Origin of the sequence: Streptococcus sp. CF8_St5-11 (genome assembly GCF_024295625.1) — a bacterium.
Taxonomy (GTDB): Bacteria; Bacillota; Bacilli; order Lactobacillales; family Streptococcaceae; genus Streptococcus.
Genome location: NZ_JANCOJ010000001.1, coordinates 474,756 through 501,171, shown reverse-complemented (window position 1 = coordinate 501,171; position 26,416 = coordinate 474,756). Strand labels below are relative to the sequence as shown.

23 protein-coding genes are annotated in these 26,416 nt (G+C 43.0%); 20 read left to right on the top strand and 3 right to left on the bottom strand.

All coding sequences use genetic code 11. The features are described 5' to 3' along the window. Positions 1 to 24 precede the first annotated feature (24 nt). Genes efp through nusB form a run of 3 tightly spaced genes read left to right on the top strand, consistent with a single transcriptional unit; the run spans position 25 to position 1,435 of the window. Entirely contained in the window at positions 25 to 585 is a 561-nt protein-coding gene (gene efp / locus NMM13_RS02400; RefSeq protein ID WP_023919007.1) for an elongation factor P, read from the top strand. Between the two features lie 36 nt (positions 586 to 621). Then, on the top strand, positions 622 to 1,011 hold the full coding sequence (locus NMM13_RS02395) for an Asp23/Gls24 family envelope stress response protein (RefSeq protein WP_003005404.1): 390 nt from the start codon (positions 622 to 624) through the stop codon (positions 1,009 to 1,011). Further along, positions 1,004 to 1,435, top strand: coding sequence for a transcription antitermination factor NusB (gene nusB, locus NMM13_RS02390; protein WP_003008602.1), 432 nt, complete (start codon positions 1,004 to 1,006; stop codon positions 1,433 to 1,435). The genes NMM13_RS02395 and nusB overlap by 8 nt, the downstream gene beginning before the upstream one ends. 71 nt (positions 1,436 to 1,506) lie before the next feature. On the opposite strand, the gene NMM13_RS02385 is transcribed toward nusB, so the two are convergent. Both NMM13_RS02385 and NMM13_RS02380 read right to left on the bottom strand, forming a co-directional pair. After that, on the bottom strand, positions 1,507 to 2,472 hold the full coding sequence (locus NMM13_RS02385) for a LacI family DNA-binding transcriptional regulator (protein ID WP_049471835.1): 966 nt from the start codon (positions 2,470 to 2,472) through the stop codon (positions 1,507 to 1,509). Beyond that, positions 2,453 to 3,907, bottom strand: a complete 1,455-nt coding sequence (locus tag NMM13_RS02380) for a sucrose-6-phosphate hydrolase (protein ID WP_254727365.1) — start codon at positions 3,905 to 3,907, stop codon at positions 2,453 to 2,455. The genes NMM13_RS02385 and NMM13_RS02380 overlap by 20 nt, the downstream gene beginning before the upstream one ends. 134 nt (positions 3,908 to 4,041) lie before the next feature. Between NMM13_RS02380 and NMM13_RS02375 the strand changes: the two genes are divergently transcribed. The 9 genes from NMM13_RS02375 (at position 4,042) to NMM13_RS02335 (ending at position 13,550) form a co-directional block, all read left to right on the top strand. Beyond that, positions 4,042 to 4,248, top strand: a complete 207-nt coding sequence (locus NMM13_RS02375; RefSeq protein ID WP_070675232.1) for a hypothetical protein — start codon at positions 4,042 to 4,044, stop codon at positions 4,246 to 4,248. 37 nt (positions 4,249 to 4,285) lie between these two features. Next, positions 4,286 to 6,205, top strand: coding sequence for a sucrose-specific PTS transporter subunit IIBC (locus NMM13_RS02370; RefSeq protein ID WP_134974209.1), 1,920 nt, complete (start codon positions 4,286 to 4,288; stop codon positions 6,203 to 6,205). Positions 6,206 to 6,365: 160 nt separating this feature from the next. Continuing rightward, positions 6,366 to 7,265 (top strand): fructokinase ScrK, encoded by a 900-nt coding sequence (gene scrK / locus NMM13_RS02365; protein WP_118396571.1) that lies wholly within the window; start codon positions 6,366 to 6,368, stop codon positions 7,263 to 7,265. Positions 7,266 to 7,513: 248 nt separating this feature from the next. After that, on the top strand, positions 7,514 to 7,924 hold the full coding sequence (locus NMM13_RS02360) for a peptide deformylase (protein ID WP_049474067.1): 411 nt from the start codon (positions 7,514 to 7,516) through the stop codon (positions 7,922 to 7,924). A 136-nt stretch (positions 7,925 to 8,060) separates the two neighbouring features. Further along, entirely contained in the window at positions 8,061 to 8,507 is a 447-nt protein-coding gene (locus NMM13_RS02355; RefSeq protein ID WP_049474066.1) for a MarR family winged helix-turn-helix transcriptional regulator, read from the top strand. After that, entirely contained in the window at positions 8,504 to 10,306 is a 1,803-nt protein-coding gene (locus tag NMM13_RS02350) for an ABC transporter ATP-binding protein (RefSeq protein ID WP_254727362.1), read from the top strand. Before NMM13_RS02355 ends, NMM13_RS02350 begins: the two co-directional genes overlap by 4 nt. Beyond that, positions 10,299 to 12,059, top strand: coding sequence for an ABC transporter ATP-binding protein (locus NMM13_RS02345; protein ID WP_024054810.1), 1,761 nt, complete (start codon positions 10,299 to 10,301; stop codon positions 12,057 to 12,059). Before NMM13_RS02350 ends, NMM13_RS02345 begins: the two co-directional genes overlap by 8 nt. A gap of 265 nt (positions 12,060 to 12,324) precedes the next feature. Further along, entirely contained in the window at positions 12,325 to 12,840 is a 516-nt protein-coding gene (locus NMM13_RS02340; RefSeq protein ID WP_049515922.1) for a phosphatase PAP2 family protein, read from the top strand. A gap of 83 nt (positions 12,841 to 12,923) precedes the next feature. Beyond that, positions 12,924 to 13,550, top strand: a complete 627-nt coding sequence (locus NMM13_RS02335) for a GNAT family N-acetyltransferase (protein WP_254727359.1) — start codon at positions 12,924 to 12,926, stop codon at positions 13,548 to 13,550. Positions 13,551 to 13,571: 21 nt separating this feature from the next. Here the strand turns inward: NMM13_RS02335 and queG are convergent, their stop codons facing one another. Then, on the bottom strand, positions 13,572 to 14,711 hold the full coding sequence (gene queG / locus NMM13_RS02330; RefSeq protein WP_254727356.1) for a tRNA epoxyqueuosine(34) reductase QueG: 1,140 nt from the start codon (positions 14,709 to 14,711) through the stop codon (positions 13,572 to 13,574). Between the two features lie 115 nt (positions 14,712 to 14,826). Here queG and manA point away from each other — a divergent pair, with 115 nt between their 5' ends. The 8 genes from manA to recG all read left to right on the top strand — a co-directional run bounded on the left by manA (position 14,827) and on the right by recG (position 26,412). Then, the gene (manA, locus tag NMM13_RS02325; protein ID WP_201036776.1) at positions 14,827 to 15,771 is read left to right on the top strand and encodes a mannose-6-phosphate isomerase, class I; all 945 of its coding nucleotides are present in this window, start codon (positions 14,827 to 14,829) and stop codon (positions 15,769 to 15,771) included. A gap of 280 nt (positions 15,772 to 16,051) precedes the next feature. Next, the gene (locus NMM13_RS02320; RefSeq protein WP_254727353.1) at positions 16,052 to 16,792 is read left to right on the top strand and encodes a MerR family transcriptional regulator; all 741 of its coding nucleotides are present in this window, start codon (positions 16,052 to 16,054) and stop codon (positions 16,790 to 16,792) included. A gap of 376 nt (positions 16,793 to 17,168) precedes the next feature. Continuing rightward, the gene (locus NMM13_RS02315; protein WP_254727350.1) at positions 17,169 to 19,013 is read left to right on the top strand and encodes an APC family permease; all 1,845 of its coding nucleotides are present in this window, start codon (positions 17,169 to 17,171) and stop codon (positions 19,011 to 19,013) included. A gap of 173 nt (positions 19,014 to 19,186) precedes the next feature. Further along, positions 19,187 to 21,706 carry a preprotein translocase subunit SecA gene (gene secA, locus NMM13_RS02310; protein ID WP_254727346.1) on the top strand — a complete coding sequence of 840 codons (2,520 nt, stop codon included), beginning with the start codon at positions 19,187 to 19,189 and terminating at the stop codon, positions 21,704 to 21,706. Between the two features lie 52 nt (positions 21,707 to 21,758). Further along, positions 21,759 to 22,787 carry a 3-deoxy-7-phosphoheptulonate synthase gene (locus NMM13_RS02305; protein ID WP_254727343.1) on the top strand — a complete coding sequence of 343 codons (1,029 nt, stop codon included), beginning with the start codon at positions 21,759 to 21,761 and terminating at the stop codon, positions 22,785 to 22,787. 86 nt (positions 22,788 to 22,873) lie between these two features. Next, complete coding sequence (acpS, locus tag NMM13_RS02300) at positions 22,874 to 23,239, top strand: holo-ACP synthase (protein WP_254727340.1); 366 nt, start codon at positions 22,874 to 22,876, stop codon at positions 23,237 to 23,239. After that, on the top strand, positions 23,226 to 24,338 hold the full coding sequence (gene alr / locus NMM13_RS02295; protein WP_254727337.1) for an alanine racemase: 1,113 nt from the start codon (positions 23,226 to 23,228) through the stop codon (positions 24,336 to 24,338). The genes acpS and alr overlap by 14 nt, the downstream gene beginning before the upstream one ends. A 58-nt stretch (positions 24,339 to 24,396) precedes the next feature. Continuing rightward, positions 24,397 to 26,412 (top strand): ATP-dependent DNA helicase RecG, encoded by a 2,016-nt coding sequence (gene recG, locus NMM13_RS02290; RefSeq protein ID WP_254727334.1) that lies wholly within the window; start codon positions 24,397 to 24,399, stop codon positions 26,410 to 26,412. Positions 26,413 to 26,416 lie beyond the last annotated feature (4 nt).

Below are 26,416 nucleotides of genomic sequence, written 5' to 3'. Positions count from 1 at the left end.
TTTTTGAAAAAGAGGTAATAAAACATGATCGAAGCAAGTAAATTGAAAGCTGGTATGACTTTTGAAACAGCTGACGGAAAATTGATCCGCGTTTTGGAAGCTAGCCACCACAAACCAGGTAAAGGAAACACTATCATGCGTATGAAATTGCGTGATGTCCGTACTGGTTCAACATTTGATACAAGCTACCGTCCAGAAGAAAAATTTGAACAAGCGATTATCGAAACTGTTCCAGCTCAATACTTGTACAAAATGGATGATACAGCCTACTTCATGAACACTGAAACATATGACCAATATGAAATTCCAGTTGTGAACGTAGAACAAGAATTGCTTTACATCCTTGAAAACTCAGAAGTAAAAATTCAATTCTACGGAAGCGAAGTAATCGGTGTAACAGTTCCTACAACTGTTGAATTGACTGTTGCAGAAACTCAACCATCTATCAAAGGTGCTACTGTGACAGGTTCTGGTAAACCAGCTACAATGGAAACTGGTCTTGTGGTAAACGTTCCAGACTTCATCGAAGCAGGACAAAAATTGATTATCAATACAGCTGAAGGAACTTACGTTTCTCGTGCATAAGAGACATCTCAGGGTGTCAAATAGAAAGGAACTTCTATGGCAACTGAACAATTTGGTGACATCGTTATTGCACCACGTGTATTAGAAAAAATTATTGCGATTGCGACAGCAAAAGTAGAGGGTGTCTATTCGCTTGAAAACAAGAGTGTTTCAGATAGCTTATCCAAACGCTCCCTTGGACGTGGCGTCTACCTTCATACGGAAGAAGATGGTCAAGTTTCAGTAGACATCTATCTCTATTTGGAGTATGGAGTTGCTGTGCCATCTGTAGCAGTAGCGATTCAAAAAGCGGTCAAGTCTGCGGTTTATGATATGGCAGATGTAACCTTGGATGCTGTTAACATTCACGTTGTCGGTATCGCGACGGAAAAATCTCCAAAACCAGACTTGAAAGACTTGTTTAATGAGGACTTCCTCAATGACTGATGAAATTTTATTAGAATCACGTCGAGATTTGCGTGAGCGTGCCTTCCAAGCCTTGATGGCCTTGGAATACGATGGAGACATTGTTGAAGCTTGTCGCTTTGCTTATCTACATGACAAGGACCTAGCAGAAGACAAAGAAGTCGATCTTCCTGCCTTTCTCATGAATCTCGTGACGGGTGTCTATCAGTCAAAAGATCAACTAGACCAACAAATCGGTCAACATTTGAAAACCGGCTGGACTGTTGAGCGCTTGACCTTGGTAGAGAAAAACATCCTTCGTCTGGGAATTTATGAAATGACAGAGTTTGATACACCACAGATCGTCGCAGTCAATGAAGCGGTGGAATTGGCCAAGGCCTTTTCGGATGAAACCTCTTCACGATTTGTCAACGGTGTCCTCAGTCAATTTGTGACAGAAGAATAAGTAAAAAGAGCCTACTGGCTCTTTTTTTGGTAAAAAATATCCCCACAGTTTCTACTGAGGGGATATTGCTTTTAGACACTTTTTCCAGAGTGGAGACTAACGGGCAAGAAATAACCGGTAGTCGCTACTTTTTTTCCTTCGATCTTTTGGAGTAAAAGATCCACCATGAGAATAGCAATGTCTTCGAGGGGTTGTTGGATGGTTGTCAGTTCAGGTGTATAGGTCTCGATGAACTGGGTTCCATCATAACCAATCACTTTCAAATCCTGAGGAATCTGAATATCTAATTCTCTAGCGACTTTCATGATCAAGATCGCCGTCAAATCATCGGAGGCAAAAATAGCGTCTGGTTTGTGGTGGGTTAAAATCTGTTTGATTTCCATTTCTTTGCGAATAGGGGAGAAATCACTGGAAACATTGATGATCATGGACTCAGGTAGAACTGATGCAAATCCCGCATGACGCAAGCCAGTTGGGGAGTTAGAGTTGTCATTACCTGTGATCATGATAATATTTCGGGCTCCGGTTTTTACTAAAGTTTCTGCTGCTAGCACTCCACCAGCGTAGTTGTCTGAAGAGACAACCGGAATTTCTGGGGAGAGGTTGCGGTCAAAAGCAATGATAGGAGCAGTTACCCGGTTGTAATCTTCAATGCCCAAATTATGACTTCCTGAAATGATGCCATCTACCTGGTTAGCCTCCAACATCTCAATATATTCGCGCTCTTTCTCGGAGTCGTGCTCACTATTGCAGATGATGGTTTTATAGCCATGTTTGAAGAGTTGGTGTTCTAGTTTGTCGATTAATTCAGCATAGAAAACATTGCTGATGTTGGGAAAGATCAAGCCGACTAACTTGGCTGATTTTCCTTGGAGGCTTCGAGCAACATTGTTAGGTTTATAGCCTAATTCTCGCATGGCTTCTTGGACTTTTTGAATCGTTTTCTCAGACAGGTATCCTTTTTTATTGATAACCCGTGAGACAGTAGTAGGGCTGACACCGGCGAGTTTGGCGACATCAGTTAGCTTTGCGACCATAATCAAGTTCGTAGTAAGTTCCAGTAGGGGTTCCAGACTTGATCAAGATTCCATTTTGATCTGCATGTGGGTAGACCCGACCAGAAAATACTTTTTCTCCTTTATTGATAAAGATTTCAAAAATCGAATTGTCAATGAAAATATTAGCGGTTGTTGCTTGGTTAGCGATTGTGCAGCTACGGCTCGCACCGAATTCTTGGGCATATTGCTCACCAGCCTGGCTTCGATCGACTGTGACCAATCCTTTAGCCAGATCAAATGTGAGAGCTAAGCCCTTCCCTTCTGCATCGGCAAAGAGGACGATTTCGTTCTGGCTATCCTTTTCAAACTGCAATTCCAATTCATAGCAGTTCTTGGTTTGTGCCTTGTTGGCAAATTCCTCACTCTCAGCGCGCAAGTCTTTGATGGCTTCAACTGGGTATTGGTAGAGCTTGCCATCTTTGATGGTTAATTCTTTGACCAGTGAGAGAGCTCCTTGATAGTCATAGGAATCCGTTGGATAAGAAACGTCTGGAAGACCTAGCCAGCTAACAGCATAGGCACGTCCATCGGGAGCATTAAATCCTTGAGTGGCATAGGCTTCAAAACCATAGTCGAGATTATACAATTCAGATACATCAACCATTTTGGCCTTTTCTGGATCAAAGCTTGCCCCGATCTTGTACATATTTGGATAGATATTGTCATAATCGAGAACGGATTTATCTAAGCCTTGAGGACAGTAGAGGAGAACGGGTTGGTCTCCAACAAAGACTAGGTTGGGACATTCCATCATATAAGCTGTCCGATCGTTTGCAAAATCCAAATCACCGACTGCAACCCAGTTGGTATAGTCGTTATCTACCGCCTTATAGAGACGGATGAATCCTTTCTTCTCAAGGTCTTGACCACCAACGATAGCGTAGAATTGACCCTTGAAATTAAAAATCTGTGGGTCACGGTAGTGATCCGTAGAGTCAGCCGGTTGATCAATCAAGATTTTGTCAATTTTTTCAATCTTGCCGTCTTTGTCCATCAAAGCACCGACTTGGTAAGGATGACGAACCCATTCTGCATCACGAACATTTCCGGTGTAGAATAAGAATAGTTTGTCACCAAACTGCATGGCTGATCCGGAATAAGCTCCATGGCTATCCAGATCTGTGTCTGGAAGAAGCGTTACACCAGTTTCTTTGAAATGAACCAAGTCTTCACTTTCTGTTTGTACCCATGATTTTAACCCATGGGCTGCACCAAATGGGAAATTTTGGTAAAACAAGATCCATTTTCCATCAAAGTAGGAAAAACCGTTAGGATCATTTAAGAGACCAGCTTTTGGCTCTACATGATAATGTGTATGCCAAGGAGATTTGGCCATATGATCTTGGATGGCTTGCTTTTCCTCTTTTGTCCAGTCTTCGTAACGTCTGTAACGACGTTCAGTTGTCCATTCCATTTTAGTCCTCCGAATTTTTTCTTACTTCCATGGTACCGATTTCCTATTAAAAATGCAAGCGATAAATGAAAGAAATGGCCAAAAAATGTCAAACGATTGACATCTATTTTGCGGCTTGAAGAAAAGAGGAGAAGTTGAAAATTCATGAAAAAATGAAAGAAAATGAAAATAAAAGACTGAATCAAAGCGCCGAAAAGCGTATTATAGGCCTATCTTTTAATGAAAATAGTTTCATACTGTCAAAAAGTGTCAAAATATCCAAAAAAGTTTCAAAAAAATCCTGCAAAACGCTTGACATATTTTCAATACGTGGTACAATTAAAAACGTAGAAACGATTTAACCGTTTACATTACAAAAAATAAGGAGATTTTTGCAAAATGTCAAATACAGAAATTGCAAAGCAGGTCATCGATGCAATCGGTGGGGTTGAGAACGTTAGCAGTGTTGCTCACTGTGCGACTCGTCTTCGCGTGATGGTAAAAGATGAATCAAAAATCAACAAAGATGTTGTTGAGAATATTGAAAAAGTACAAGGTGCTTTCTTTAACTCAGGTCAATACCAAATCATCTTTGGTACTGGTACTGTAAACAAGATCTATGATGAAGTAGTAGCTCTTGGCTTACCAACATCATCAAAAGATGAAATGAAAGCAGAAGCCGCTAAACAAGGAAACTGGTTCCAACGCGCGATCCGTACCTTTGGAGACGTTTTTGTTCCAATTCTACCAGCAATTGTTGCGACTGGATTGTTTATGGGGATTCGTGGTGCCATTGCTCAAGACCAGGTTTTGGCTTTGTTTGGCACAACAGCAGATGCATTTAAATCTACTGATTTTTATACCTATTCAACAATTTTAACTGATACCGCGTTTGCCTTCTTCCCAGCCTTGATTTCATGGTCTGCATTCCGAGTATTCGGAGGAAATCCTGTTCTTGGGATTGTAATTGGTTTGATGATGGTTAGTCCGACACTTCCAAATGCGTGGGTTGTAGCGGAAGATCCTTCTAAAGCAGCAACATACTTTGGTATCTTCCATCATGTGGTTGGATTCCAGAACTCAGTTCTTCCCGCTTTCTTCGTTGGTCTAATTGGTGCGAAACTTGAAAAGTGGCTCCATAAGAAAATTCCAGATGTCTTAGATTTGTTATTGGTTCCATTATTCACATTGACAATCATGTCATTCCTCGCTTTGTTTATTATTGGTCCATTCTTCCACAGTATCGAAGAATATGTACTAAATGTAACTAAGTTTATTTTGAATTTACCATTTGGTCTTGCAGGTCTTCTTATTGGTGGCGTTCATCAGTTGATTGTCGTTACCGGCGTCCATCATATCTTTAATCTTCTTGAATCACAATTAATTACTGCAGATAAAAAAGATCCATTTAATGCAATTATTACAGCGGCTATGACTGCACAAGCTGGAGCTACTTTAGCAGTGGCAGTAAAATCTAAATCTCAAAAAGTGAAAGCTTTAGCATTCCCAGCAACTATTTCTGCTTTGCTAGGTATTACTGAGCCTGCAATCTTCGGGGTGAACTTGCGTTATGTGAAACCATTCGTTATTGCTTTGGGAGCAGGTGCTGTAGGTGGTTGGATTGCATCTATGTTAAATCTGGCTGGTACAGGATTTGGTATTACAATTATTCCAGGTACACTTCTCTATCTAAATGGTCAATTATTGAAATATGTATTTATGGTTGTATTTACAACTGCACTAAGTTTCGGTTTGACTTATATGTTTGGTTATGAAGATGAAGCTTCATCAGTTCCTGCAGAGGACAAAGAAGCTGGTGCAATTATTGAAGAAGAAACAACTGGAGTTATTCCAGCATCTCTTCAAGACGAAACCATCATCTCTCCTATCGTTGGTAGTGCTGTAGCACTTGCTGATGTGAATGATCCTGTCTTCTCAAGTGGAGCGATGGGACAAGGAATTGCCATCAAACCAACTGAAGGCGTTGTCTATGCACCAGCAGATGCTGAAGTAACTATTGCTTTCGCAACTGGTCATGCTTACGGTTTGAAGACAGCTAATGGTGCTGAAATCTTGATCCACGTTGGTATTGATACAGTATCAATGAACGGTGAAGGATTTGATCAAAAAGTAGCTCAAGGCGATAAAGTCAAAGCTGGTGATGTCCTTGGTACATTTGATGCAGCGAAAATTGCCGCAGCTGGTCTTGAAGACACAACTATGGTGATCGTCACTAACACGGCTGACTTTGCTTCTGTCACACCTGTTGCAACTGGATCTGTTGCGAAGGGTGATGCGATCATCGAAGTCAAAGCTTAATCGAAATAATAAGTTCTCAAGGACTGGTCTATCATCTCCAGTCCTTGAATTTTATTTCTCAAAAAAAGGTGTGTTTTTTCTTTAGAGAAGAGAAAAAGATTGACTACAAAATATGCTATAATAAATACAGGATATTTTTCATAATAAAAAAGGAGCCAACATGACAAAATTATATGGAAGTTTGGAAGCTGGCGGTACAAAATTTGTTTGTGCGGTTGGTGATGAAAACTATAATGTTGTGGAAAAAGTACAATTTCCAACAACCAAGCCAATTGAGACGATTGATAAGTGTATTGAATTTTTCTCAAAATTTGAGGATTTAGTTGGGCTTGCGATTGGTTCATTTGGACCAATTGATATCGATCCAAATTCAAACACTTATGGTTTCATCACAACGACTCCAAAACCGAATTGGGCCAATGTAGATATCGTTGGGGCTTTCCGTCGTGCCTTGAATGTACCTATCTATTTCACGACAGATGTGAATAGCTCTGCCTATGGCGAAGTGGTCGCACGCAATAATGCGGGTGGCCATATCGAAAACTTGGTTTACTATACAATCGGAACAGGAATCGGAGCTGGTGTCATCCAACGTGGCGAGTTTATCGGGGGAGCTGGGCACCCAGAAATGGGGCACTACTATGTGGCCCAACACCCAATGGATGTGGAAAAAGAATTCAAGGGTGTTTGTCCTTTCCACAATGGCTGTTTGGAAGGCCTTGCGGCTGGTCCTAGTCTGGAAGCTCGTACAGGTATTCGTGGGGAAAACATTGAACTCAACAGCAATGTATGGGATATTCAAGCCTACTACATCGCACAAGCAGCAGTGAATGCGACAGTTACCTTCCGCCCAGACGTCATTGTCTTTGGAGGAGGAGTAATGGCTCAACAACATATGTTAGATCGTGTTCGCACGAAATTTACTGCCCTCTTGAACGGTTACCTCCCTGTACCTGATGTGAGAGATTATATTGTGACACCTGCAGTTGCTGGCAATGGTTCAGCGACCTTGGGGAACTTTGTCCTTGCAAAAGAAGTGAGCGAGAAACTTAAAAAATAAGCAGCAATTGTCTCTTAGAGGTTAGAAACAAGAGCGAGGAGGCTGGGACAAAAGTCCTAGCCTCTCAATTATTTTTGGATTGTCGAGCAAGACGCAGTGGTTGAGTAGGGCTCTACTACGCTGATTTCATCAGCTTTTACAGCCCTACTCAACTGTGCGGAGGTGGGACGACGAAATCGAATTCTAACGAATTACCGATTTCTGTCCCACTCTCTTCTTTCGTCTACCTATCAAGAAGTGAGGAAGGAATGAAAAAGAATATTGTAAAAGATGTCTTATTCTTGGGTCAAAAGTCAGAAGAAGCGACACCTGAGGATCGCACCTTGGCTTTGGATTTGCAGGACACCTTAAATGCTCATCTCCTTGAGTGTGTCGGTTTAGCGGCTAATATGATCGGGGTGAAAAAACGGGCGATTATCATCCGAATGGGAAGTGAAAATCTGGTCCTCTTTAATCCGGTTCTCCTTGAAAAGAAAAAGCCTTACCAAACAGAGGAAGGATGCTTGTCCTTGATGGGGAGTCGGCCGACCACTCGTTATGAGGAGATTACAGTGACCTATCGAGATGTGAATTGGAAAGCAAAAACAATTCATTTGACAGGTTTTCCAGCCCAGATCTGTCAGCATGAAATGGATCATCTAGAAGGCATTATTATCTAAAGATGAAGGATGGAGTCGATTCGGCTCCATTTTTTTAGTTCTTATGGAAACTTTTTTCTTGACAGGGATCTTTTTTGTGTTAAAATAGTTCTCATAGTAACTTTAAAGTTCTTAAGAGAACTATTTGGAGGAAATGATGGACAAACCTTTACAAGAATTTAAAAAAATCGGCCATCTCATTCACCTCATGGTAGAAAGAGAGGCCAAGAAGAGAGGGCTTGAATTTAGCGCAGGACCCCAAGGTCAGGTATTGAGCTTTTTATCTCATCGTGAGAAAGAGGGAAAAGTGACCTTGATTCGGGATGTTGAGCAGGAACTTCATATCTCAAAATCCGTGACGAGTAACCTGATCAAGCGGATGGAGAAAAATGGCTTTATTTATTTAGAGGCTAGTCCGACCGATAAACGGGCCAAGTATGTCTACCTAACAGACAGTGTGAAAAATAAGTTGAATGACATGAAACAATTCTTTGAGGAAGTGGACCAGAAGATGATGGCTGGTGTATCAGAAGAAGAATTGGCCATCTTTTTCAAGGTCATGCATCAATTTTATGAGAATATGAAAAAAAGGAGCGAGGAATGATCAATATGTTTCGGCGGTTAACCGCCAAAGAATGGGGCATGATTGCCCTTAGTACGGTCTTTATCTGTCTGGCTGTTTGGATGGATTTAAAGACTCCTGAATACTTATCTGATATCACGACCCTCTTAGCTAAGGATGGGACCAAGGTTTCTGATATTATGGATCCGGGAAGCAAGATGTTGCTCTTCTCTTTTGGAAGCTTTTTGATGGCAGTTTTTGTGGGCTTTTTGGCTTCAAGAGTCGCTGCCAGCTTTACGACGCGACTTAGAGGAGAGATTTTCCATCAAGTGATGGATTACTCTGATGCCGAGATCAAGAAATTCTCCGTTCCCTCTCTCTTAACTCGTACAACCAATGATTTGACCCAGTTACAAATCATGATTGTCATGGGGATGCAAGTTGTGACGCGTGGTCCCATTATGGCGATTTGGGCTCTGACCAAGATTTGGGGGAAGAGCAGTGCCTGGACAACGTCTGTTGGGATTGCGGTCTTGATGGTCTTGATTCTTCTCTCTGTTCTTGTTCTGATTGCCTTTCCGCGCCAGCAAAAGGTTCAGGGTTTGACCGATGCCTTGAATGCGACGACACGGGAGAGTTTGACTGGGGTGCGCGTGGTCCGTGCCTACAATGCAGAAGCGTATCAAAATGAAAAATTCCAAACGGAAAACAAGGGCTTAACCCGTCTAAATCTCTTTGTTTATCGTTTGATGTCTCTGATGAACCCTGTCATGACAGTGGTATCAAGTGGTTTGACCCTTGCTATCTACTGGATTGGGGCGCACTTGATCAATGATATCGCCATGCCAAAAGATCCTACAAAGATCTTCACCAGTCCTGCATTAGCGGATCGGACCAAGGTCTTCTCCGATATGATCACCTTCTCCTCTTACGCCATGCAGGTTGTCATTGGCTTTATGATGATGGTGGCCATCTTGATTATTCTGCCTCGTGCCTTAGTATCCGCAAAACGGATTAATCAGGTCTTGGCTCTAGAGCCGTCTGTTGATTTTCCATCTGAGTCCAAGACTGAGTCTGGAGAAAAAGGAAGTGTAGAATTCCAAGATGTTTCCTTCCGCTATGGACGGACTTCCCGTGCTGTGATTGAGCACGTGACCTTCTCAGCTCAGAAAGGACAAACCGTTGCCTTCATTGGATCAACTGGTTCTGGTAAATCCACTTTGGTCAATTTAATTCCACGTTTTTACGATGCGACAGAAGGAAAGATCTTAGTGGATGGGGTGAATGTCAAGGACTATAGCCACCAAGAATTGAACAATAAAGTCGGCTACATTCCCCAAAAAGCAGTGTTCTTTAGCGGCACGATTCGCTCCAATATGGAATTTGGAGAAAGTAGTCAAGGAAAATTAGAGGATGAAGCCATCTGGAAAGCCCTTGAATTGGCCCAAGCCAAAGAGTTTGTTGCCACAAAAGAGAAGGGCTTGGATACAGAAGTAGCGCAAGGAGGAAGCAACTTCTCTGGAGGACAACGTCAACGTTTGGCCATTGCGCGTGCCCTTGCACGTAAGCCTGAGATCCTCATCTTTGATGATTCCTTCTCAGCCCTTGATTACAAAACGGATCGGATCCTGCGACAAGCTCTGAAAGAAGAGCTGGCAGATACGACCAAATTGATCGTTGCCCAACGGATTTCGACCATTATGGATGCGGATTTGATTTTGGTCTTGGATCAAGGGAAGGTCGTCGGTCAAGGCACCCATAAAGAATTGCTTGCGACCAATGAAGTCTATCAAGAAATTGCCTATTCACAATTGTCTAAGGAGGAGTTGGAACATGCATAAGACAAAACAAAAAACATCCCTTTGGAGCCAACTTTCTCCCTATTTGAAGGGCTTCCACCTATTTTTCCTAATTGCTATCCTCTTTTCGATCGTATCGAGTGTAATCACGGTTATTGGACCGGATAAGTTAAAAGAAATTACAGATACCATTACAAAAGGGATGGGAGGCGCCATTGATATTGATAAGATCACTTCGATTGCCCTGACCTTAGCCATCCTTTATGGAGTTGGAGCACTGGTGTCCTACAGCAGTAGTTTCATTATCTCAACCATGATTCAGCGCTTTGCAGAACGCTTGCGCAATGCCATTGCTGAGAAGATCAATCGCGTGCCCCTCCAATATTTTGATAGCCATGAACAAGGAGATACCTTGTCTCGTGTGACCAATGACGTGGATTTGATGACCCAATCCTTTAACCAAAGCTTGGTTCAAATGGTCTCTTCTATTGTCTTATTGATTGGCTCCATCCTTATGATGTTTAAGACGGACTGGCACTTGGCGGTGACAGCGATTGTGTCCGTCTTTGCAGGTTTTGCTCTTTCCAGCATCATTATGGTCAAGAGCCAGCCTCTCTTTAAGCAACAACAGGACAACCTTGCCAAAGTTTCAGGTTATGTTGAAGAAATCTATAGTGGCCACAATATCGTCATTTCCTACAATGGCCGTCACCAAGCCAAAAATCATTTTGATACCATCAATCAAGATTTGTACCATAGCATGTGGAAATCCCAATTCTTCTCTGGGATCATGATGCCCTTGATGCAGTTTGTAGGGAATTTCGGATATGTCATGGTCTGTATCGTTGGGGCTGTCCTCACCATTAATGGGGACATTACCATCGGGACCATTGTGGCCTTTATGACCTATGTCCGCATCTTTACCCAACCAATTGGTCAAATGGCCCAAGGAATTACCCAATTGCAATCGGCCAGTGCTGCTTTGGGGCGTGTCTTTGAATTCTTAGACGAAGAAGAAATGGAAGACGAATCCCAAAAAATTCGCCAATTGGAATCGCCAAAAGGTCATGTTACCTTTGAGCATGTTCGTTTTGGTTATTCACCAGACAAGACCATTATCCATGACTTTACTGCTGAAGCGAAGCCTGGGCAAAAAGTAGCCATTGTTGGTCCAACAGGCGCAGGTAAGACCACCATGGTCAATCTCTTGATGCGTTTTTACGACATTCAAGCTGGTAAAATTACCATCGATGGTGTGGATACTAAGGCCATGAGTCGCGAAGAAGTTCATGATGCTTTTTCGATGGTCTTACAAGATACCTGGCTCTTTGAAGGGACCATTCGGGAAAACTTAGTCTTTAATCAAACCGATATTTCAGATGAAGCAGTCGAAGCGGCAACCCGAGCGGTTGGGGTCCATCACTTTATTCGGACCTTGCCGAATGGTTATGACACCGTGCTAGATGATTCTGTCACCTTGTCCGTCGGTCAAAAGCAACTCTTGACCATTGCGCGTGCCCTCTTGAAGGATGCCCCGCTCCTCATCTTGGATGAAGCAACCTCATCTGTCGATACCCGAACAGAAGAGTTGATTCAAAAAGCCATGGACAAACTCATGGAAGGCCGAACTTCCTTTGTCATTGCCCATCGCTTGTCCACTATCCGTAATGCGGATCTGATTCTCGTGATGAAAGATGGAAATATTATCGAGCAGGGTAACCACCAAGAACTCATGAGCCAAAATGGCTTCTATGCCGACCTCTACAATAGCCAATTCACAGAAGAAGTGGCATGAAATCAAGATACAAGGCTTGTGAAATGTAAAGTAAAATAATAGGATAGAAGGCAATTCTATGTGCTTCTATCCTATTTTTTATGCTGGAAGAAGGGATGGGAAAGACGATTCTTAGGTACAGAAAAATGACAAAGCGTCAAAAATAGATCGCTTCTAATGTGAAAAAGAAGAAAGAAAGGATAAAAAAGAAGCCTGGCTTGACAGGATTTCTTAGGATCGCGTATACTAGTAGTACAAAAATGAGATGATAGACAGGAGTGCCAACATGAAGCCCAATCTTCAAGATTATCCGAAATTTTATCGTTGGCTAACCCTGCCTTTTACGAGAAAGCCACATCGTGTGCAGGTCCTTCAAAGGACGAATCGAATCTTGACGTTCGCCATGCCAGGCATCTACGGCCTGGTCTTTTGTTGGCTGTTTTTAAAGAAAACTTCAATGGGAGGCATCTGGCCTTTTATCTGGATCCCTGCTTCGGGTTTTGTCTTGTTTAGCCTCTTTCGTCATTGGGTCAATGTTCCGAGACCTTATGAGAAGTGGGAGATTCAACCATTATTAGAAAAGAATTCATCCGGACATTCCTTTCCTAGCCGACATGTATTTTCGGCGACCATTATTTCTATGTGTGTCTGTCAGTTGTCGCTTCCGTTTGGAATGTGCTCGATGCTCCTATCTCTTCTATTAGCCCTTGTCCGAGTTCTTGGAGGGGTTCATTATCCCAAGGACGTTCTCGTCGCTTGGGGATTGGGACTCGTCTGGGGAGGACTCTTTTTGCTGGTTTGAATGAACAAATTCCTAAAAATTGACCTTTGTGTAAGAGTGAAGGATAGTGTATACTGGAAAGTAGATTTAGAATAGGAGAGAAAATGAAGTACAGAAAAGCAAAAAAAGCAGATCTGGGTCAGGTGGTTCGAGTAGCCAGTACAGCCTTTGAGGACTATCTATTTTTAAAAGTCATCAAAGATTTGGTGCGTGATCCCAAGCAGTATCCTGCCTTTGTTGAGGCCATGATGCGCATCTTGGTAAAGGTTTTTCTCAAGCACCATATTTGCCTTGTGGCAGAAAAGAACGATGAAATTTATGCAGTTGCCTTGTTACAAAAGGGACCGATTCCTTTTCGAGCCTATCTCTTAAATGGGGGATTGGGTTTGCTCAAGTTTATTTCCTTGAAGAATATGTTGGCCTACTTTAAATTTATGGAGGACACGGATAAGGAATTGGAGCAAAATGTAGACTTTGATTGGTATTTAATGCTTCTCGCAGTCGCCCCTAAACATCAACGGCAGGGCTATGGCAGTCGCTTTATGACAGAAGGAATTGAGCCTTTCTTGGAGGAGGTTAAAGGAGAAAAACTAGCCTTTTATACCAATACGAAGGGAAATGTCTATTTTTATACCAAAAATGGCTACAAGGAAGTCTACTCTAACGAGATTAGCTTTAACCATGTAGAAATGGGGAGCTGGTATTTCTTGAAGGAACTAAAAAAACACTAAGGTTGTAACCTTAGTGTTTTTTCATTGTAGTTGTGAAATTGCTTGAATGCCGAATTTTTCAAAGAAAGCAGTTCGTTCTTCTATGATAGCATTAGTCGGATGTTTGATATTCCGTAAGAGCTCAACAAGGTCTGGAGTGACTTCACGTAGCAGTTGCCCTAAAGACCAGATAGCCGTTGCAATATGGATCTGATTTTGCGAGGTCTCGATGATGTTCAGGAGTTTAGGGATGGCTGAGCGGTCATTGGCATTGGCTAGTGCGATAATGGCATTGCGCTGGAGGATATTCTTGCCTCGCCAGCTTCCAGCAACATGCCCGAATTTTTCCTTAAATTGTCCGTTTGACAGCTCGAGAAAAGGAATCAACTCTGGATGAGCCAGATCAGGATCGATTTCTGTTGCCAAGGGATTATCCAGCCCTTTGTTATAAGGGCAGCTAATCTGACAGATGTCACATCCATAGATGACCGTTTTAATTTTCTTGCGAAATTCTAGGTCCATCATGCCCTTGTCCTGAGTTTGGAAGGACAAACAGCGTTTTGCATTCATAGAGCCATCTCCGATTAGGCAGGAGGTTGGGCATGCATCTAAACAACGTCGACAGTCTCCACAACCATAGTCGACAGGATGATCTGGTTCAATTTCGAGATTGGTAATCAATTCCCCCAAAAACATGTAAGAACCGTATTCTTTTGAAATGACTAAGCCATTTTTTCCGATAAAGCCAATTCCAGCTCGTTGGGCGACAGCCGTATCAACCAGTGCTCCAGTATCGACCATGCCCTTGTATTCAAAATCTTGCGTCATTTCTTCAATTCCAGCAGCTAAGCGGTTGAGCTTGTCTTGAAGGACATAATGGTAGTCTAATCCCCAGCTGTTGGGCGTGAATTTTCCTCTTTTATAGGCTGTTTTTTGAGGTTGTTGCTTGAGTTTGTGGGGGTAGGCGACAGCGATTGAGATGATCGTCTTTGCGGAGGAGAGACTTAATTTGGGGTGGATGCGCTCTTCAATATTCTTATGCTCGAATCCAGAATTCCGTCCTTCCTCAACGGCCAAGCGGAGCGATTTTTCCAAATAAGCAAAGTCATCAGCAGTTGTAAATCCAATTTTTGAAATCCCAATAGAATGTGCCAGTTGGATAATATTTTCTTTTAGTGTCATCTTTTCCATTATACACAAAAATGAAAATTCTGGCGAGAAAGGAAACGATCAGGAAGGGCTTTCAAAAGCTTTCTTTTTTTTGTATAATAGAAACATGAAATGTGAGGAGGATATTATGGTACAACCATTATTTTTACATTCAGTGATGCAGGAAAAAATTTGGGGAGGAACACGTCTAAAAGAGGAATTTGGTTACGACATTCCGAGTGACCATGTCGGTGAATTTTGGGCGATTTCGGCCCATCCGCATGGCGTTTCTAAAGTGGCCAATGGTCCATACGAAGGAATGGGATTGGATCAGCTCTATCAAGAGCACCGAGAATTATTCGGCAATCGTAAAGAGCCTGTCTTTCCTTTATTAACAAAGATTTTGGATGCTAACGACTGGCTTAGTGTACAGGTGCACCCGGATGATACCTATGCCATGGAGCATGAGGGAGAACTTGGAAAAACCGAGTGTTGGTATGTGATTGCGGCTGACGAAGGATCAGAGATTATCTATGGACACAATGCCGAGTCAAAAGAAGAACTCCGCCAGCAAATCGAAGATAAAAACTGGGATGCTTTGCTGACAAAAGTTCCAGTCAAGGCTGGAGATTTCTTCTATGTGCCAAGTGGAACCATGCACGCAATTGGATCTGGAATCTTGATTCTTGAAACCCAACAGTCGAGTGATACCACCTACCGGGTTTATGATTTTGACCGCAAGGATGCTCAAGGAAATTTGCGAGAGCTTCATCTAGAAAAATCAATTGATGTGTTGAATATTGGGGAGCCAGCTAATAGCCATCCAGATACAGTTGTGATCGATGATCTTCGGATGACGACCTTGGTTGCAAGTGATTTCTTTACGGTTTATAAGTGGGAACTTACTGGAAAAGCTAATTTTGAAAAGACTGCCGATTACAGCTTATTGAGCGTCTTAACTGGAGAAGGAAAATTGACTGTAGATGGAAAGGATTATCCTATTCAAAAAGGAAGTCACTTTATCTTGCCAAGCGATGTTGAATCTTGGACTTTGGAAGGGCAAGGTTTAGAATTGATTGTAAGTCACCCATAAAAACAAAGGGTTTGAGTAAAACGCAATGGAACTACTCAAGCTTTTTTTCTGAAATAAAACTATTTTTATGTTAAGTCTTGACTCTGACCTAAGGGGAGGGGTTATACTATCCTTGTAATACTCTTCGAAAATCAAATTCAAACCACGTCAGCGTCGCCTTACCGTATATATGTTACTTACTTCGTCAGTTCTATCTACAACCTCAAAGCAGTGCTTTGAGCAACCTGCGGCTAGCTTCCTAGTTTGCTCTTTGATTTTTATTGAGTACAAGGAGGAAATCATGTACCATATCAAAAAAGCTGCAGAGCTGTCGGGTGTCTCTATCAAGACCTTGCACCACTATGATAAGATAGGGCTTCTAGTCCCTGTGAAATCTGAAAATGGCTATCGAACATACAGCCAAGAAGATTTAGAACGCTTACAGGTAATTCTCTATTACAAGTATCTAGGTTTTTCCTTGGACCAAATAGCAGAACTCTTAGCCGAAGAAAAGTCTAACTTATTGCCCCATTTGACCAAACAGTTAGATTATTTGACTCAAGAAAGAAAACGTTTGGATACCTTGATTTCCACCTTGCAAAAAACCATTCAAGAACAAAAAGGAGAAAGACAAATGACAATTGAGGAAAAATTTACAGGATTTAGCTATCAAGATACTCAAAAATACCACCAAGAAGCAGTAGAGAAATATGGTCAAGAAGTCATGGACCAGGCTCTCGAGCGCCAAAAGGGGCGTGAAGATGAGGCTACGGAAGCCTTCAACCAAGTTTTTCAAACTTTGGCGCAAAATCTCAAAGATGGTCTACCCGTATCAGCAAATGAAAACCAAGATCAAGCAGCCAGACTTTTAGACGCAATTCGAACGTATGGATTTGACTGCTCTATAGAGGTTTTTGGCCATATTGGCAAAGGCTATGTCTATAATCCAGAATTCAAGGGAAACATCGACAAGTTTGGGGCTGGTACAGCCCAGTACACTTCGGATGTCATTGCTTCTTATGTAGAAAATCAACCGAAATAAAAAAGTGAGAGTGGGACAGAAATCGGTCATTCGTTAGAATTCGATTTCGTCGTCCCACCTCCGCACAGTTGAGTAGGGCTGTAAAAGCTGATGAAATCAGCGTACTAGAGCCCACTCAACCACTGCGTCTTGCTCGACAATCCAAAAATAATTGAGAGGCTAGGATTTTTGTCCCAGCCTCGTTTTTTGCTTGGAAAAAATTGAAAAGAAACGGTCCTATCTATGGGAGGCGGAAGGAAAGGAAAGAATGAAAAATTTATGAAACTTTCACAATTTCGGTTGACAGTCTTGAAAAAAAGGAGTAGAATAACCCCTGTTTTATGAAAAAGAGGCAGGGGATTCCCGGCCTCATGATCTTTTTTTCAAGGAGTTTTTTATGTTTTCAACATTGAAAAAATGGTTTATTGGCCGTCCGTTGAAATCTGGTGCAGAAGGTGAAGGAGGATTGCTGGGGAAAATGCAGGCCTTGGCCATGCTCTCTAGTGATGCGCTTTCTTCTATTGCCTATGGTCCAGAGCAAGTTATCCTGGTCCTGATGACCGTATCAGCAGGAGCCATTTGGTGGTCCATTCCAATTGGGATTGTGGTTCTAGTTCTCCTAGCCAGTTTAACGATTTCTTATCGTCAGGTCATTCATGCCTACCCTCAAGGGGGAGGGGCCTACATGGTGACTACGGAGAATTTGTCTCCCAAAGCGGGATTGATCGCTGGTGGTAGTCTCTTGGTCGACTACATGCTGACAGTAGCAGTATCTGTTTCTTCCGGTGCAGATGCCATCACGTCAGCGATTCCCTCTCTTCATCCTTATAATCTTCACATTTCCATTTTGTTGGTCTTGATCTTGATGCTGATGAACCTGAGGGGATTGCGCGAATCAGCAACATCGTTGATGATTCCGGTCTACCTGTTCATTGTCAGTACCATTGCCTTGATCGCCTATGGTGTGATCCAAATTTTGACTGGTCAATTGGCCTATAACGCGACTGCTCATGTGGGTCAAACCATTTCAGGGGTTAGTGTCATTCTCTTGTTGCGGGCCTTTACGAGTGGATCAGCTTCACTAACAGGGGTTGAAGCCATCTCCAATTCGGTTCCTTTCTTTAAGAAACCAAAAGCAAAGAATGCAGCCTCTACCTTGACCATCATGGCTTTGATTTTGGGGATTATGTTTGCAGGGATTACCTTCCTCAATTACTGGGTGGGTGTCGTACCAGCAAAAGGGGTAACAACTCTAGCTCAAATGGCCCAAGCTATCTTAGGAAATTCTCCGGTCGGACAAGCCTTCTTCTACGTTTTCCAATTATCAACAGCCTTGATCCTGGCAGTTGCAGCGAATACTGGGTTCTCAGCCTTTCCAATGTTGGCCTTTAACATGGCTAAAAACAAATACATGCCACATATGTATATGGAAAAAGGGGATCGTCTGGGCTATTCCAATGGGATTTTGACCTTGGCGATTGGTGCCATCGTCTTGCTCTTGATCTTTGATGGGCAAACAGAAAGCTTGATTCCGCTGTATACCATTGGGGTCTTCATTCCTTTTGCCCTTTCTCAAACAGGGATGGTTATCCACTGGAAACGCCAATATCAAAAAGGATTTCTCAAGTATTCACTTGCCAATATCCTCGGGGCAGCCATCTGTTATGGTATTGTCTTGATCCTCTTGCTGTTCCGTCTGCGTGAAATCTGGCCCTTCTTCCCTATTATTGGTCTTTTGCTTTGGATGTTCTTGAGTATCCGCAATCACTATGATAAAGTTGCGGCTCAATTGCGCTTGGGAGGTAAGATCGAAAAGACAAGTTATGCGGGCAATACCGTGATCGTCCTTGTCGGGAATGTCACTCAGGTAAGTGTGGGAGCTATGAGTTATGCAAATAGCCTAGGAAACGATGTTATAGCTATGCACGTCTCAACGGAAGAAACCAAGGTCAAAGATGCAGAGGTGGCAGAAGAATTTAAGCACTATTTCCCTCATATTCGCTTTGAAAATGTCATGACGAGCTACCGGGATATTATTCAACCAACAGTTGAATTTGTCTCTAAAGTAGCTGAGGAAGCTAAGGAAAAAGGGAATACTGTCACAGTCTTAGTCCCTCAATTCATCCCTAAAAAACATTGGCAAAATATTCTCCATAACCAAATGAGTTTGAAATTGAAGTACTCTCTTCGTTGGCATGAAGAAGTGGTTGTGGCAAGCTATTCTTACCATTTGTCTGAATAAACACCGTATATAGAAAAGATGTCTGCTTGAGCAGGCATCTTTTTGGATTTTCTTACACGAAAAAACCACTCGAAAGTCTTGTAAGATACAGCCTTGATCTTGAAAAAATGTTAAAAAAATGCTAGAATAAAAAGAACATTTTAGATTTTGAAAAAATCAAAGTAAGGAAAAAAATGGCAAATTTAGTAAAAACAATTATTGAAAATGATCGAGGCGAAATCAAACGCCTTGAAAAAATGGCTGACAAGGTCTTTTCTTATGAAGACCAAATGGCAGCTTTGACGGATGACGAATTAAAAGCGAAAACAGTTGAGTTTAAGCAACGCTATCAAGATGGTGAGTCTTTGGATGATCTCTTGTACGAGGCTTTTGCAGTTGTTCGTGAAGCTGCAAAACGGGTCCTTGGTTTGTTCCCATACAAGGTTCAGGTCATGGGGGGAATCGTCCTTCACCATGGTGACGTTCCAGAGATGCGTACAGGGGAAGGAAAAACCCTGACAGCAACCATGCCTGTATACTTGAATGCCTTGTCTGGTAAAGGGGTACACGTTGTTACCGTCAATGAATACCTGACAGAGCGGGATGCAACAGAGATGGGAGAACTTTACTCATGGCTTGGTCTTTCAGTAGGGATCAACCTGGCAGCAAAATCTCCAGCTGAGAAAAAAGAAGCTTACCTCTGTGATATTACTTACTCAACCAACTCAGAGATCGGATTTGACTATCTGCGTGACAACATGGTTGTGCGTGCAGAAAACATGGTTCAACGTCCATTGAACTACGCCTTGGTCGATGAGGTAGACTCGATTTTGATTGACGAAGCTCGTACTCCGTTGATCGTTTCTGGTCAGACAGCTTCTGATACGAGCCAGCTCTATCACATGGCGGATGCTTATGTGAAGACCTTGACAGAGGACGATTACATTATCGATGTCCCATCTAAAACCATCGGTTTGTCTGATTCAGGGATTGATAAGGCAGAAAGCTACTTTAATCTTGAAAACTTGTACGATATTGAAAACGTAGCCTTGACCCACTTTATCGATAATGCCCTTCGTGCCAACTACATCATGATTTTGGATATCGACTATGTGGTCAGCGAAGATCAAGAAATCTTGATCGTCGACCAATTTACTGGTCGGACCATGGAAGGTCGTCGTTATTCTGATGGGCTTCACCAAGCGATCGAAGCTAAAGAAGGTGTTCCAGTTCAAGAAGAAACCAAAACATCTGCATCGATTACTTACCAAAACCTCTTCCGTATGTATAAGAAGTTGTCAGGGATGACAGGGACAGGGAAAACTGAAGAAGAAGAATTCCGTGAAATCTACAACATTCGCGTGATTCCAATTCCAACTAACCGTCCGATTGCCCGTATTGACCATCCAGACCTTCTCTACCCAAGCTTGAAATCAAAATTCAAGGCTGTTGTGGAAGATGTGAAATCTCGTCACGAAAAAGGGCAACCAGTCCTTGTTGGTACTGTTGCCGTTGAAACCAGTGATTACCTTTCTCAATTGTTGGTGCAAGCAGGTGTTCCTCACGAAGTCTTGAATGCGAAAAACCACTACAAAGAAGCGCAAATCATTATGAATGCTGGTCAACGTGGCGCTGTTACCATCGCGACCAACATGGCTGGACGTGGTACCGATATCAAGCTCGGTGAAGGGGTTCGCGAACTCGGTGGACTGTGTGTCATCGGGACAGAGCGTCATGAAAGTCGTCGGATCGACAACCAGCTTCGTGGACGTTCCGGACGTCAAGGAGATCCAGGTGAATCTCAATTCTACTTGTCTCTTGAAGATGAGTTGATGCGTCGTTTCGGTTCCGAACGGATCAAAGCAGTGCTCGACCGCTTCAAGTTGAGTGAAGAAGAATCAGTTATTCGTTCAAACATGTTTACCCGCCAAGTAGAGGGAGCACAAAAACGGGTTGAAGGAAATAACTACGATACTCGTAAGCAAGTCCTTCAATACGATGACGTGATGCGGGAACAACGGGAGATCATCTATGCAGAACGCTATGATGTGATCACAGCTAACCGCGACTTGGCTCCTGAAATCATGGCTATGATTAAACGGACGATCAAACGGATTGTCGAAGGAGCTAGCCACTCAAGCAAGGAAGAACGCATCGAAGCGATTCTAAACTTTGCCAAATACAATTTGGTTCCGGAAGATACGATTTCTGAAAGTGATATTGAAGGAAAATCAGACAAGGAAGTCATCGACTACTTGTATGGACGGGCAGAAGAAATCTATGCCAGTCAAGTAGCGAAATTGCGTGACGAAGAGTCTGTGCAAGAGTTCCAAAAAGTATTGATCCTTCGAGTGGTGGACAGCAAGTGGACAGACCACATCGATGCTTTGGATCAATTGCGAAATGCCGTTGGACTTCGTGGGTATGCGCAAAATAACCCAGTGGTGGAATACCAATCAGAAAGTTTCCGTATGTTTAACGATATGATTGGATCAATTGAATTTGATGTCACTCGTCTCATGATGAAAGCCCAAATTCACGAACAAGAACGTCCACGTACAGAACACAGCATTTCAACAACTGCTACTCGCAATATTGCAGCGCAACAACAAGATATTCCAGCAGAAATTGATTTGTCACAAGTGAAACGCAATGATTTGTGCCCTTGTGGTTCAGGTAAGAAATTTAAAAACTGTCACGGACGTAAACTTTAAGATCTCCTCTTAAACGTAGTGAGGATGGGTCTAGGTAGTAAAAGGAGGCCGTATGGTATTCGTTACGAAGAGCAATAAGATTGATGAGCAAGAGATCACTTCGCTGTATCGCTTGGAAGGTTCAGCCTTGGAGCGAAAAGAAGCGCGTGATCGAGAGTTAGAGGCGATTATCAAAGGAGAAGACCAACGGATTCTTCTTGTGATCGGGCCTTGTTCTTCTGATAATGAAGAAGCGGTGATGGAGTATGCCCGTCGCTTGGCAGACCTGCAAGAGCAAGTGAAAGATCAGATTTTTATTGTGATGCGGGTCTATACGGCTAAGCCTCGGACCAATGGGGATGGCTACAAAGGCTTGATGCACCAACCAGATACACAGGCCGCACCAAGCTTTGTAGATGGTTTAAAAGCGGTTCGGCATCTTCACTATCGTGTGATTACAGAAACTGGTTTGACGACTGCGGATGAATTGCTCTATCCAGGCAGTCTTCCTTATGTTGAAGATTTGATTTCTTATCATGCCATTGGAGCGCGTTCAGTCGAAGACCAGGAGCACCGTTTTGTATCTAGTGGGATCTCTGCTCCAACAGGCATGAAGAATCCAACCTCTGGAAATCTTTCTGTCATGTTCAATGCGATTTATGCAGCCCAACATCCTCAAAACTTCTTGTTCAATGCCCAAGCAGTGGAAACATCAGGAAATCCTTTGGCCCATGCGATCCTTCGCGGAGGATTGGATGCAGCTGGAAAGAATATTCCAAATTACCATTATGAAGATTTGCTAGCGGCAGCAAAACGCTATAGCGAAATGGGCTTGCAACATCCCTTCATCCTGTTGGATACCAACCATGACAACTCTGGCAAACAATTCGAAGAGCAAGTACGTATCGTGAGAGAAACCATGATGAACCGTGCTTGGAACAAGGATTTGGCAACTTTAGTTCGTGGTTTCATGATTGAATCCTATCTAGAAGATGGCCGTCAAAATGAACCAGTGGTTTATGGTCAATCCATCACAGACCCTTGCCTGGGTTGGGAAAAAACACAGGCCTTGGTCAAAGAAATTGCAACGATGAATAAGTAAAAGGCAGGGGCGGAAGGAGTGATTCTTTAGCCCCTTCTCTTTTGTCAGTTAGACGATTCTGAAACGATAAATAAGGATAAAACAAGATGATCAAAGGACATGGCATCGATATCGAATCGATCGCTGCGATTGAAAAAGCCTATCACAAGAATGCACGATTTGCTGAAAAAGTCTTAACCGAGACTGAGCGAGCACGCTTTGAGGAATTATCTGGAAAGCGGAAAATGGAATATTTGACGGGCCGATGGTCAGCCAAAGAAGCCTTTTCAAAGGCCATGGGAACAGGGATTGGACCAGTTGGTTTTCAAGATTTAGAAATTTTAAATGATGCCCACGGAGCACCCTATTTTTCCAAGTCTCCTTTTTCTGGTAAGGTATGGATTTCGATCAGTCACAAGGGAGACTTAGTCTCGACCAGTGTCATTTTGGAGGAAGAAAATGAAAGCAAGTAAACATAGACCAACTGTTGCAAGAATTGATTTAGATGCCATTGCCTTTAATGTGCAACAAGTTAGTGAGCATATTCCGAGTCAAACCTTAAAGTATGCAGTCGTCAAGGCCAATGCCTATGGTCATGGGGTCGTTGCAGTGACCAAAAAATTAGCAGCTCAAGTAGATGGCTTTTGTGTCTCCAATATGGATGAAGCCCTTGAAATCCGTGAAGAAGGTTTGCAACACCCTATTTTGATTTTGGGAGTTGTGCCAAGTGAAACAGTGAGTCTGGCCAAAGAGCAGGACATCCGCTTAACGGTGGCTAGTCTTGCTTGGTTGAATCAATTGCTTGGAGAAGAAGCAGATCTTTCAGGATTGAAGGTCCATATTAAGGTGGACTCAGGAATGGGGCGGATTGGATTCCGAAGAATCGAAGAGATCAAAGAGGCTGAACGCCTCCTCTTAGCAGCTGATGCTGAAATTGAGGGAATCTTTACTCATTTTGCGACAGCAGATGAAGCAGATGATCGAAAATTTCAAGCGCAATATCATTTTTTCAAAGAAGTATTGGATGCTCTTGAAACCCTTCCTCCGATTGTTCATGCTAGTAATTCAGCCACCTCTTTGTGGCATGCAGATACGATTTTCACAGCTGTTCGTCTGGGAGATGTCATGTATGGCTTGAATCCAAGTGGTTCGGTGCTAGCCTTGCCTTATGAAATCAAGCCAGCCTTGAGTTTGGTGAGCGAATTGGTTCATGTCAAACAGTTAGAAGCCGGACAAGATATTGGCTACGGGGCAACCTATACGACGGAAGATGCCCAATGGATTGGAACGATTCCCATTGGCTATGCGGATGGTTGGATCCGAGAAATGCAAAATTTCCATGTGCTAATTAAGGGTGAGTATTGTCCCATTGTTGGTCGCGTTTCGATGGACCAGATTACTGTTCGCCTTCCAGAAGAATTACCTCTGGGAACCAAGGTTACCCTGATTGGCCGAGACGGCGAGAAAGAAATTACGGCAACAGAGATTGCGGACTACCGTGGTACCATTAATTATGAAGTAGTCTGTCTCTTGAGTGATCGGATTCCTCGTGACTATGCAGGTGAAGAATAAAAAAAGTAGGTGGGTTTTCCCTGAAGGACCTGCTTTTTTATAAAAGAAAGGAGGAACAATGAATTTACACCAACCCTTATCCGTACTGCCTGGCGTCGGTCCAAAATCGGCGGAAAAATTTAAAAAATTAGGGATTGAAACCTTAGAAGATCTACTCTTGTATTTCCCCTTTCGGTATGAAGACTTCAAAACCCGCAATGTTTTAGAGTTAGAAGATGGGGAAAAAGCAGTCATCTCTGGGGTGGTAGCAACACCAGCCAATGTCCAATATTATGGTTACAAACGAAATCGCTTGCGTTTTTCGATCAAACAGGGAGACCAAGTGATTGCGGTTAATTTTTTCAATCAACCCTATCTAGCAGACAAAATCGAGGTTCAGCAAACAGTAGCGATTTTTGGGAAATGGGACAAGGCAAAAGGCAGTTTGACAGGAATGAAGCTCCTGGCTCAAGTGGAAGATGATTTGCAGCCAGTCTATCGGGTGACGCAAGGAGTCAGCCAAAACAGCCTGGTGAAATTGATCAAAATAGCATTCGATCAGGGCTTGGATCAGCTTTTAGAAGAGAATTTGCCCCAAGTTTTGCGGGAGCGTTATCAACTCTTGTCACGCTCTCAAGCAGTGCAGGCTATGCATTTTCCTAAGGATCTGGCAGAGTACAAGCAAGCTCTTCGCCGGGTAAAATTTGAAGAGCTCCTCTTTTTCCAGTTGCAATTCCAAGTGCTAAAAGAAGAAAATCACGATGCCAGCCAAGGGATTTCCTTGGCCTGGAATCCAGAAAAATTAGCAGAACGAAAAAAACAGCTTCCCTTTGAGCTAACGCAAGCTCAAGAAAACAGCTTGAATGAAATCTTGACAGATATGGCTTCTTCTTATCATATGAACCGCCTCTTGCAAGGGGATGTGGGAAGCGGGAAGACAGTCGTGGCCGGTCTTGCCATGTATGCAGCCTTAAGCGCTGGGAAGCAAGCAGCCTTGATGGTTCCAACGGAGATTTTGGCAGAGCAACACAAGGAAAGCTTGCAAAATCTTTTTCCTGACTTGCCAATTGCCCTTTTAACAGGAGGATTAAAGGCGGCTGAGAAACGAGAAGTCATAGAAGAGATCGCCTCAGGAACAGCTCAACTGATTGTGGGGACACATGCCTTGATTCAAGAGGGAGTTCACTACCAAGATCTAGGCTTGGTCATTATTGATGAACAGCACCGTTTTGGGGTTTCCCAGCGCCGTATCCTTCGAGAAAAAGGACAAAATCCAGACGTCCTGATGATGACGGCTACCCCTATTCCCCGGACCTTGGCTATTACAGCCTTTGGAGATATGGATGTGTCCATCATTGACCAGATGCCTGCTGGACGAAAGGAAATCATCACACGTTGGGTCAAGCATGAGCAGTTAGAAGTGGTCCTCGACTGGTTAGTCAAAGAACTTGGCAAAGGTTCTCAAGCTTATTTTATTTCTCCATTGATTGAAGAGTCAGAGGCGCTAGATTTGAAAAACGCCCTTGCCCTCCAAGAAGAGCTAGAGGCCTTCTTTGGTCAGCGAGCACGCGTTTCTCTTCTTCACGGGAAGATGAAAAGTGAAGAAAAAGATGCTATCATGCAGTCCTTTAAAGAGCACCACGTTGATGTTTTGGTGTCTACGACCGTTATTGAAGTAGGAGTCAACGTACCCAATGCAACCGTTATGGTCATTATGGATGCAGATCGGTTTGGTCTTAGCCAGCTTCACCAGCTTCGAGGTCGGGTTGGTCGGGGAAACAAGCAATCCTATGCTATTCTAGTAGCCAATCCTAAGACAGATAGTGGCAAGCAGCGCATGAAAATCATGACAGAGACAACCAATGGGTTTGTGCTGGCGGAAGAAGATTTGAAAATGCGAGGTTCAGGTGAAATCTTTGGAACCCGTCAATCTGGGATTCCAGAATTTCAAGTAGCGGATTTGGTAGAAGATTATCCCATTCTGGAAGAAGCAAGGAAAGTTGCCAGCCAGATCGTAGCCACGCCAGATTGGCGCGAACACCCAGATTGGCATTTGCTCTCGCTTTATTTAGAAAAGAAAGAACATTTAGATTAGAGTA